Source organism: Erythrobacter sp. WG, assembly GCF_026586795.1.
Taxonomy (GTDB): domain Bacteria; phylum Pseudomonadota; class Alphaproteobacteria; order Sphingomonadales; family Sphingomonadaceae; genus Erythrobacter.
On the sequence record NZ_JAPFGY010000035.1, the window covers coordinates 23,579 to 32,752 of the forward strand.

General features: G+C 69.0%; 10 protein-coding genes. 4 read left to right on the forward strand and 6 right to left on the reverse strand.

The annotated features are described in order from the left end of the window. Positions 1-23 precede the first annotated feature (23 nt). Complete coding sequence (locus OPU67_RS14625; protein WP_267620911.1) at positions 24-398, forward strand: VOC family protein; 375 nt, start codon at positions 24-26, stop codon at positions 396-398. A gap of 82 nt (positions 399-480) precedes the next feature. On the opposite strand, the gene OPU67_RS14630 is transcribed toward OPU67_RS14625, so the two are convergent. From OPU67_RS14630 to OPU67_RS14640, 3 genes are read right to left on the reverse strand one after another with little or no spacing between them, the layout of a single operon-like run. Further along, positions 481-1,110 (reverse strand): SOS response-associated peptidase, encoded by a 630-nt coding sequence (locus OPU67_RS14630; protein WP_267620913.1) that lies wholly within the window; start codon positions 1,108-1,110, stop codon positions 481-483. A 1-nt stretch (position 1,111) separates the two neighbouring features. After that, positions 1,112-2,014: a 4-hydroxybenzoate octaprenyltransferase gene (gene ubiA / locus OPU67_RS14635; RefSeq protein ID WP_267620915.1), complete on the reverse strand. Its 903-nt coding sequence runs from the start codon at positions 2,012-2,014 to the stop codon at positions 1,112-1,114. Between the two features lie 24 nt (positions 2,015-2,038). Then, positions 2,039-2,455, reverse strand: coding sequence for a hypothetical protein (locus tag OPU67_RS14640; protein ID WP_267620917.1), 417 nt, complete (start codon positions 2,453-2,455; stop codon positions 2,039-2,041). A 145-nt stretch (positions 2,456-2,600) separates the two neighbouring features. On the opposite strand from OPU67_RS14640, the gene OPU67_RS14645 reads away from it, so the two are divergent. The 3 genes from OPU67_RS14645 to OPU67_RS14655 all read left to right on the forward strand — a co-directional run bounded on the left by OPU67_RS14645 (position 2,601) and on the right by OPU67_RS14655 (position 5,155). Next, positions 2,601-3,344 (forward strand): 16S rRNA (uracil(1498)-N(3))-methyltransferase, encoded by a 744-nt coding sequence (locus tag OPU67_RS14645; protein WP_267620919.1) that lies wholly within the window; start codon positions 2,601-2,603, stop codon positions 3,342-3,344. Positions 3,345-3,463: 119 nt separating this feature from the next. After that, entirely contained in the window at positions 3,464-4,834 is a 1,371-nt protein-coding gene (locus OPU67_RS14650; RefSeq protein WP_267620921.1) for a glutamate--cysteine ligase, read from the forward strand. Between the two features lie 15 nt (positions 4,835-4,849). Further along, the gene (locus OPU67_RS14655; protein WP_267620923.1) at positions 4,850-5,155 is read left to right on the forward strand and encodes a putative quinol monooxygenase; all 306 of its coding nucleotides are present in this window, start codon (positions 4,850-4,852) and stop codon (positions 5,153-5,155) included. Position 5,156: 1 nt separating this feature from the next. Here OPU67_RS14655 and OPU67_RS14660 read toward each other — a convergent pair whose 3' ends face one another. The 3 genes from OPU67_RS14660 to OPU67_RS14670 form a co-directional block, all read right to left on the reverse strand. Further along, positions 5,157-6,569 (reverse strand): methyltransferase family protein, encoded by a 1,413-nt coding sequence (locus OPU67_RS14660; RefSeq protein ID WP_267620925.1) that lies wholly within the window; start codon positions 6,567-6,569, stop codon positions 5,157-5,159. Between the two features lie 137 nt (positions 6,570-6,706). Then, positions 6,707-8,050 (reverse strand): PQQ-like beta-propeller repeat protein, encoded by a 1,344-nt coding sequence (locus tag OPU67_RS14665; RefSeq protein ID WP_267620927.1) that lies wholly within the window; start codon positions 8,048-8,050, stop codon positions 6,707-6,709. Positions 8,051-8,073: 23 nt separating this feature from the next. After that, positions 8,074-8,862 (reverse strand): tetratricopeptide repeat protein, encoded by a 789-nt coding sequence (locus OPU67_RS14670; RefSeq protein ID WP_267620929.1) that lies wholly within the window; start codon positions 8,860-8,862, stop codon positions 8,074-8,076. Positions 8,863-9,174: the final 312 nt, after the last annotated feature.

The window sequence follows — 9,174 nt, forward strand, 5'->3', positions numbered from 1 at the left end:
AACTTGCAGAAGGACCCTCGCCCATGCCCACCGGCCGCCTCGAACACGTCAACATCACCGTGAGCGACCCCGAACGCTCCGCCGCCCTGCTCCAAAAGCTGTGCGGCTGGCACGAGCGCTGGCGCGGCCCTTCGCAGCTCGGCGGGTGGACGATCCATGTCGGGAGCGAGGCGGACTACCTCGCGGTCTACACCCGCGAAGGCGCGGTGGAGGGCCGCTTCGCCAAGGGGCAGCCGCTGAACCACGTCGGTGTGGTGGTGGACGACCTCGACGCGGCCGAGGCGGTGGTCGCCGAAGCGGGCCTCGTCCCCTTCAACCACGCCGACTACGAACCCGGGCGCCGCTTCTACTTCTTCGACTGGGACGGGATCGAGTTCGAGGTGGCAAGCTATCTCTAGCGACCGTTCACCCGTTCGCGTCGAGCGAAGTCGAGACACACCCGCAAGGCCTCGCGACTTCGCTCGAGGCGAAGGGTTTTCCCTAGAGCAGGCTCTGCTGCACCGCGCTCCCCTTCGCCCAGGGCTCGCTCGTGCGGTCGATGGCGAGCGGGCCGGGCCAGGGGCCGATGAGCGCGAAGGCCTCCTCCGGCGAGCCCGCCAGCCAGCGCGCCTGATCCTCCGGCGCCAGCACCACCGGCATCCGCTCGTGGACCTCGGCGGCGTGGCAGCCGGCGCTGTCGGTCATCACCATCGCATAGGCCGCGCCCCACTCCGCCGTCGGGCGCCACAGGCCCGCAACCGCGAAGAGCTCCGCGCCGGGGAGCGACAGCCAGGTGCGGGTCATGCGGCCCTTGGGCCCCTCGGCCTCGGCCCAGGCGGTGAGCGGAATGAGGCAGCGGCGATGTTCGAAGGCGTGGCGCCAGAAGCTCCCCGAAAGCTTGTCCGCGCGCGCGTTGTTGACGGGCCGGGGCTTCAGCTTCTGCCCCTTTGCCCCCGTGAGCACGAGGGGAAAGCCCCAGGTCATCGCCCGGACTTCGCCTTCGGCCACCACCAGCCCGGGATAGCCCGGATAGACCTCGGCCCCGAAGTTCGCGCCCGCCGCAGTCTCCACGGCCTCGAACCATCGCGCGACCTCATTGGCGTTCTTGGTCATGCGGTAGAGGTTGCACACCTCAGGCGTTCCCGACCACGAAGCACGCCGCCGCCATCAGCGCGCCCGCCCAGCGGTTGGCGCGGAACCGGGCGAGCGGATTGTCCGGATCGGCCGGGTCCAGCGTCGCCACCTGCCAGGCGAGGTGCCCTGCCACCGGCAGCAGCGCGAGCAGCGCCAGCGGGTCGCCGCGATAGAGCCAGAAGCCCAGCCCCCACAGCCCCACCGCGCCCGCATAGAAGGCGGCGATCCCCGCCGTCACCCGCGATCCCATCGCCAGCGCCGAGGAGCGGATACCGACCATCGCGTCGTCCTCGCGGTCCTGCAAGGCATAGATCGTGTCGTAGCCGATCACCCAGCAGATGCACCCGGCATAGACCGCCGCGAGCGCATCCCAGTTGTCCCAGCGAAGCTCGGTCCAGCCGACCAGCAGGCCCCAGGTGAACACCATCCCGAGCCACGCCTGCGGCCACCACGTGATGCGCTTCATGAAGGGATAGGCGGCGACGAGGGCGAGGCTGCCGAGCGCGACGGCTTGCGCCTCGAACCTCAATTGCAGCAGCACCACCAGCCCGACGAGGCACAGCGCCACCAGCCAGGCCCAGGCGAGCGTCTTCGACACCCGTCCGCTCGCCACCGGGCGCAGCGCGGTGCGGGTCACCTGCCGGTCGAGATCGGCATCGACGATGTCGTTGTAGACGCACCCCGCCCCGCGCATGGCGATGCTGCCGAGCAGCAGCCAGCCGAGCAGCACCGGTTGCGGCCCCGCGCCTGCCAGCCACACCGCGAAGACGCAGGGCCAGAACAGCAGCCACCAGCCGATCGGCCGGTCGAAACGCGCCAGCAGCGCAAGGTCGCGCGGGAGCTGCGGGAGCCGGGCGAGAAGGCTGCGGTGCTCGGTATCAGGGACGATCGGATGGGTCACCCGATCGCCCTTAGCCGAGACGGATCAGAAGTTCACTACCGAGACGCTGAGCTGGAAAGGGTAGGCCTTGCCCGAGGTTTCGGCCGCGCCCATCAGGTAGACCCTGATGGTGTATTCGCCCTGCACCGTCCTGATGCCGGTGGCGGTGGTGCCCGAGACCGAGCTGTTAAACACAGCCTCCCCGGAGCTGCCCGGCGGCAGGATGTTGAAGTTCACCGAGCTGCCGCCGGTCAGGCTCACGCCGAGGTTCTGTCCGGCGCCGACGCGCAGCTTGTAGTCGCGGTAGGCCTTGCCCTTGATGGTGCCTTTCACCGAGGCATTGTCGTTGCCCTTGGCAAAAGTGATTTGCGAGACGACCTGCGCCGCCGCCGGCGCAGCAGCCACGCCCGCACCCATGACCGCCACGCCGGCAAGTGCCGCAAGAACCTTCTTCGTTATCATGTTGTCCCCCGGATAGGGCGGGTGCCGACTCGCCCCCGCGGGCCGCAGGATATCATCCCTTGTCGCGCGTGCACGGGCATTCCTGCGGCGCTGTCCGTTTCGCGCGGGGATGACGACGAAGGGTTTGGCAGCTAGAGCGCACGAGATGCCCGCGACCCCCGCCTGGCCCCCCAAGAGCGCCCCGCGCCTGTTCGTCGCCGAGACGCTGGCGGCGGGTCTGAGCGTGCGGATCGAGGGCAATCCCGCGCATTACCTCGCCCGCGTCATGCGCGTCGACGCGGGCGATACCGTGATCCTGTGCGACGACGTGACCGGCGAATGGGCGGCGCGCGTTTCTGACGTGGGCAAGCGCGACGTGACTCTCGCGGTCGCCGAGCTCTTGCGCGAGCGCGAGGCGGTGCCCGACCTGTGGCTATGCGCAGGCCTGCTCAAGAAGGACCGCTTCGACCTGGTGCTCGAGAAGGCGACCGAGCTGGGCGCGGCGCGAATCCAGCCGATGCTGACCCGGCGCTGCGTGGCAGACAAGCTGAACCTCGAACGCGCCCGGGCGATCACGGTGGAGGCGGCCGAGCAATGCGCCCGCACCGCCCTGCCCGAGCTTTGCGCGCCGGTGAAGCTCGACGCGCTTCTCGCGGCCTGGCCCGAAGGCCGCGCGCTGTTCTTCGCCGATGAGAACGGGGGCGAGCCGGCCGCGCAGGCCTTCGCCGCCCACGCCGGCCCTGCCGCGATCCTCACCGGCCCGGAAGGCGGCTTCGACGAGGCCGAACGCGCCAGCATCCGCGCCCACCCCGCCGCGCGCGCCGTCAGTCTCGGTCCGCGCATTCTCAGGGGCGAGACCGCATCGCTTGCCGCGCTCGCGGTGTGGATGGCGCGCGCAGGCGACTGGTAAGCGGTCCGAGGTCAGGAAGCGGCAAGACAGATCGGCTTGATCCGGGCAAACGCGAATTTGCCTTCCCACCGGCAAACCGGTTTTCTAAGGCAACCGGCCAGAGAGGGGCCCTTTCGGCAATGAGCACACGCGAGACATCCACCGCCGACGATCCGGTGATCGAAAGCTTCGACCAGCTGGTCGCCCCGATGATCGGCGGGGAAAAGCCGGCTGCGGACTGGCGGATCGGCACCGAGCACGAGAAGCTCGTCTTCAAGCGGACCGACCATCGCGCGCCGTCCTACGACGAGCCTTGCGGCATCCGCGACCTTCTGAAAGGGCTGGAGAAATTCGGCTGGACCCCGGTGGTCGAGGGCGGCAACGTCATCGCGCTCAAGGGCGCGGACGGGGCGATCAGCCTCGAGCCGGCCGGGCAGCTCGAACTGTCGGGCGCGCCACTCGAGAACCTTCACCAGACCTGCGCCGAGACCGGGCGCCACCTGGCGCAGGTCAAGGAGATCGGCGAGGCCTGCGGGGTCGGCTACCTCGGGCTCGGGATGTGGCCCGACAAGACCCGTGCCGAACTGCCGATCATGCCCAAGGGGCGCTATGCGATCATGCTGCGGCATATGCCACGGGTCGGCAGCATGGGTCTCGAAATGATGCTTCGCACCTGTACCATTCAGGTTAACCTCGACTATTCGTCCGAAGCCGATATGGTGAAAAAATTCCGCGTCGGACTCGCGCTACAGCCGCTTGCCACCGCGCTCTTCGCCAATTCGCCCTTCACCGAAGGCAAGCCCAACGGCTTTCTCTCCTACCGCTCGCACATCTGGTCCGACACCGATCCGGCGCGTACCGGAATGCTGCCCTTCGTCTTCGAGAACGGCTTCGGCTACGAGCGGTGGGCCCGCTATATGCTCGATGTGCCGATGTATTTCGTCTTCCGCGACGGCAAGTACATCGACGCCGCCGGCCTCTCCTTCCGCGACTTCCTCGAGGGCAAGCTCTCGGTCCTGCCGGGCGAGCGCCCGCGGCAGAGCGACTGGTGGGACCACCTCTCGACCGCCTTCCCGGAGGTTCGCCTCAAGTCCTTCCTCGAGATGCGCGGTGCCGACGGAGGCCCGTGGAGCCGCATCTGCGCCCTGCCCGCCTTCTGGGTGGGGCTGCTCTACGACCAGACCGCGCTCGACGCTGCGTGGGATCTGGTGAAGCACTGGACGATGGAGGAGCGCGAGGCGCTGCGCTCCGCCGCGCCCCGCCTCGCCCTCGACGCGCCCGTCCCCGGCGGCGGCACCCTGCGCGACATCGGCCGGGAGGCGCTGCGGATCGCCCGCGGGGGCCTCGCGGCCCGCGCAAGGCTCAATGCCGCAGGCGACAACGAGACCGGCTATCTCGAAACGCTCGACGAGATCGTCGCCAGCGGCAAGGTCCCGGCGCAGCGGCTGCTCGATGCCTACGCGCAGGAATGGAACGGGGACATCACCCGCGTCTACGAACAGTCCTTCTGACGGGAGCCTGCCAAGATGCTGATCGTGCTCGCGAAAGCGCAAGTGGGCGAAGGCGCGCTGGAGCCCGCGATGGCCGCCATCGCCGCGATGGTCGCAGCCTCGAACGCGGAGGAAGGCTGCATCGCCTATGCCTTCGCGCAGGATCTCACCGCGCCCGGCCTCATCCACATCGTCGAGAAATGGCGGGACGATGCGGCCCTCGCCGCGCACTTCGCCGCGCCCCACATGGCAGCCTTCGGCGCGGCCATCGCGGGGCTCGATTTCAAGGTGGTCGAGGCGCTCAAGTTCCACACCGACGATGTGGGATCGCCTGTGATGTGATCTACTCGGCCGGGTGCGCCTGGCCTTCGCCCGGCACCGCCGCGCGCGTCCCGGTGAGCCGCCGCGTCAGCCGCGCGAGCGGGGCGGTGATGACCCCGTGCTGCTCCATCCAGGCGTGGTATTCGCGATACTTCGGATCTTCGGCGATGAGATGCGCCTCCTCCGTCCGGGCGCGCCAGTAATAGATCGCGTTGACCGCGAGGAGGAACACGCAATTGCGCACGGCGTCCAGGGGGTTCTCGCTGGTGGTCAGGAAGGGCAGGACCGAGGCCCACCAGAACATGTTCTTCGCGAGGTAAGCGGGGTGGCGGGTGAAGCGGTAGGGCCCGTTCGTCAGCACGCCGCGATAGGTGAGGTTGGAAAAACGGATCCCGAAGGCGACCGTCGCCCAGGCGTAGATGCCGGTGAGGAAGACCAGAAGCCCGCCCCATGCCCATAGCATCGCAGGGATGCCGTCCAGCCAGTGCGCCCAGCCCGGGGTGGCGAATTCGTAGCTCAGGATCTGCTGGTCGGGCCCGATGATCCCCCACACGAAGGGCGGATAGCACAGCAGCGCGGCAAGCCAGCCGGCGAGGAAGGGGTTGCCCGACCGGATGTGCGAATCGAGCGGGCGCAGGGTGACAAGATAGCCCACGGTGCCGATCTGCACGTCGACGAGGAACAGCAGCGTCACCAGCAGCATCACGAATTCGACAGGATTGCCAAGCAGTTGCACCGGGTCCGCGGTCACCACCTGGGCGAAGCCGGGCGGCAGGATCGAGATCATGAAGGCCCCGAAGAAGCCCTTGATCGCCCAGGCGCGCCAGTGCTTGGCGATCGCCGCGCCGTCCCATTGCTCGCGGCCGATCACCCCCCCGCCGACGACGAAGGCGCCGAAATGGAAGGCACCGTCTTTGGGCTCGACCATGAAGCGGTCGAGCCAGATGACGTAGGGCACCGAAAGCATCACCAGCGGCAGGATCGCGCCGCTCAGAACTTCCATCGCGAACAGATAGTTGCCCGACCAGTACCAGCGCCCCAGCGCATAGAAGGCGGCGAGCAGCGCCCAGGTCGCCCACAACCCGACGAGCTTGACGACCGCCACCGGCAGCACGTCGGAGACCGGGCGCCTGAGGCTCCAGTCGAGGCCGGTCGAGGGGCGCAGGTGCACCTTGTCGACCAGCAGCGACCACAGGGCCATCGGCACGGCGATGAAGACCATGCCCGCGAGCGCCGCATAAGGCCCCGACAGGACGCCCCTTTCAGCCGAGACCGCGCCGCCGAGGCCGAGCGTCTCGGCGATTGCCGGGTAGGAGCGGCAGAAGGCAATCCACACCATCAGGCCCGCCAATCCGGCGAGCCCGACGCCCGCCGACACGTCGCTGGGCGGCGGCGCGGGACGCGCTGCAGGAGAGGGCGAAGACGGCACGGTCATGACCCTTCTCCCCTACAGGACAAGGGTTAACAGCTCGGCAAGAGCGGGTCTGCGCCGGGCAGGCAGGGGTCAGGCGGGAACTTTGCGTCCGCTGGAGGGGGTCTGCACCCCCTCTAGCGAAAACGACCTGTGGGACTTCACCGGTAGGCGGTGATCGTCCCGCTGTCGTCCAACACGTAGAGCATCCCGTCGGCGACCACCGGCGCAAGGCTCACCGCCTCGCCGATGTCGGCGAAGAGCGACGCCGAGCCCTCGCCCGCGCTGACCTTCCACAGTTCCCCGCGCGAGCTTGCCACCCACAGGTTGCCGCCGGCGAGCACCGGGCCGGTCCAGAAGATCGGGCCCTTCTTGTCTTCCTCGTCGCGGTAGCGCTGAAGCTGTGTGATCCACCGCACCCGGCCCGAGGAGCGGGCTATGGCGAGCAGGCGCGCGTCGTCGGTGAGGGTGAAGATCCACTCGCCCGCGATCGCGGGGGTTGAGATGCCGGCGAGGTTCAACTCCCAGATGCGCTGGCCGGTGACGAGTTCGTAGGCGGCCATGCGCCCGCCCTGCCCGAGCGCATAGACGCGGCCCGAATCGATGATCGGATCGGCGTCGATATCGGTGATCGAGCCCACGGTGGTCGAGATGTTGGTGCGCGCCAGCGCGTCCGACCACAGCGAACGGCCGTTCTCGTAGCGATAGGCGGTGAGCTCGCCGCTCGAATAGCCGGCGACGATCGTGCCCTGCCCGGCCGCGGGCGCTGCGACGCCGAACACGCCCGACTGGGTGTTGGAGCCGCTCTCGTCCCACATCAGCGAGCCGTCTTCGCTCTTGAGCGCGATCAGCTGGTTGTCCTGGGTCATCACGAAGATCTCGCCGAAGGCGATGGTCGGCGCGCCGCGCAGGGGGCCTGCCGGCTTGACCTTCCACAGCACCGCGCCGGTCTCGGAATTGAGCGCCTTGACGTCGCCCACCCCGTTGGTGGCGTAGAGCTTGCCCGCCTCGTAGCTGACCCCACCCCCGAAGGCCGACGAGGCCTGGTTCTTGGCCATGTCATCGTCGCCGCGCTCCCACAGCTTGGCGCCGGTGTTCTTGTCGAAGGCGACGATCACCCCGTCGGTCCCTTCGGCGAAGAGCTTGCCGCCGCCGATCACCGGCGAAGAGGCGAGCCGCATCCGGTTGGTCGAACCGGCGACCCGCGCGCTCCACACCCGTGTCGGGTTGTCGGCCAGAGCGAGGTGGCCGTAGGATTTGCTCGCCGAGCCGCCGGGCTGCGCCCATTCGGTGTTGGGCCGCGCCGGGGGCAGCACCACCGAAATCGCGGCGAGCGCCGGGTCGACCTCGGCCCCGCTTTCGATGCGGCTGAGGATCGGCATCCGGTTGCCGATGGTCGGCGTGGTCTTGTCCTTGCGGCCGAACAGCCCTCCCTTGCAGCCGGTCAGCCCCACGGCCAGGACGCCGGCCAACAGGGCCGCGCGCATCATCTTGCTATTGTTCATCTCTCTTCGTTCCCATCCCTCGCCTATTCGGCCGCCGCCGGGCGTCCCGCCCCGGCTGCGGCCGCTTCGGTCGAGACCCCCTCGTCCTTGAGCAGTTTCCTCACGTCGACCACCGCGTCGACGCCCATCAGCCCGGCCATCTGCCGCGCGCGCGAGCGCAGGGTTTCGGGCTGGCTTTCGTCCTTGGCGATGCCGGCGAAGATCTTCCCCGCCGCGGCGCGGTTGCCATTCTCGACGTGCGCCATGGCGACCAGTTCGCCCGCGCTGCCGAACCAAGGGCTGCCCGGCTCGGCGAGCGGCGAGAGGCGCGCGATCACGTCGGCGGGCTTCATCCGGTCGTAGTCGAGGCTGACCTGGCGGATCGTCGCGAGGTCGCGCAGCGCCTTGGGCGTGCCGGCATCCTTGACGATCGCATCGTAGATCCCGCTCGCCTTGGCCGTGTCCCCCGCCTCGATCGCGGCGGCGGCCTGGATGAAGCGGGCCGCGGCGCGGGCGCCGTCCGAATTGCCCTCGGCAGTCAGCGGCGCAACCTTCTCGCCGGCGGTCTTGAAGTCGCCGGCCGCGGCCGCATCGAGGCCGCTGATCAGCGCTTCGGACTGCTGTTCGAGCTTCTGCTCGGCGAAATGGTCATAGACCAGCCACGCGCCCAGCGCCGCGATCCCGGCGAGGATCACCGCCAGCACCTTGACCCCGTGCACGCGCAGGAAGGTCATCAGCGCATCCTCGCGCACCGCCTCGTCGATCTCGCGGATCAGGACCTCGTCCTCGCGGCTCGGGCCGGGATTGGCGGGAATGTTGGGGGTGCGCGCCATGGGGTGCCGGATGTCCTCGTCGTCTTCGTGGTCGTGTCATGTGTCGCCCCGAGGGGCGTTAACCTGTGCGGCGCTCTTTAGGCACGAGCGGCCCCGCGCGCAATGGCGGCGCTTGAGCGGGCCGGGATGGCGCCGGGGATTTGAACGGGGGATGAAGGGGACGGCTCAGAAACCATGCCCCATCGCTTGCGTGTAGACGGCTTCGTAGCGCGCGATCATCGCTGCGATGTCGAACTCCGCGCGGGCGCGCACGGCATTGGCGGCGCCGATGCGGGCCCGCAGGTCCGGATCGGCGGCGAGCGCCGCGAGCGC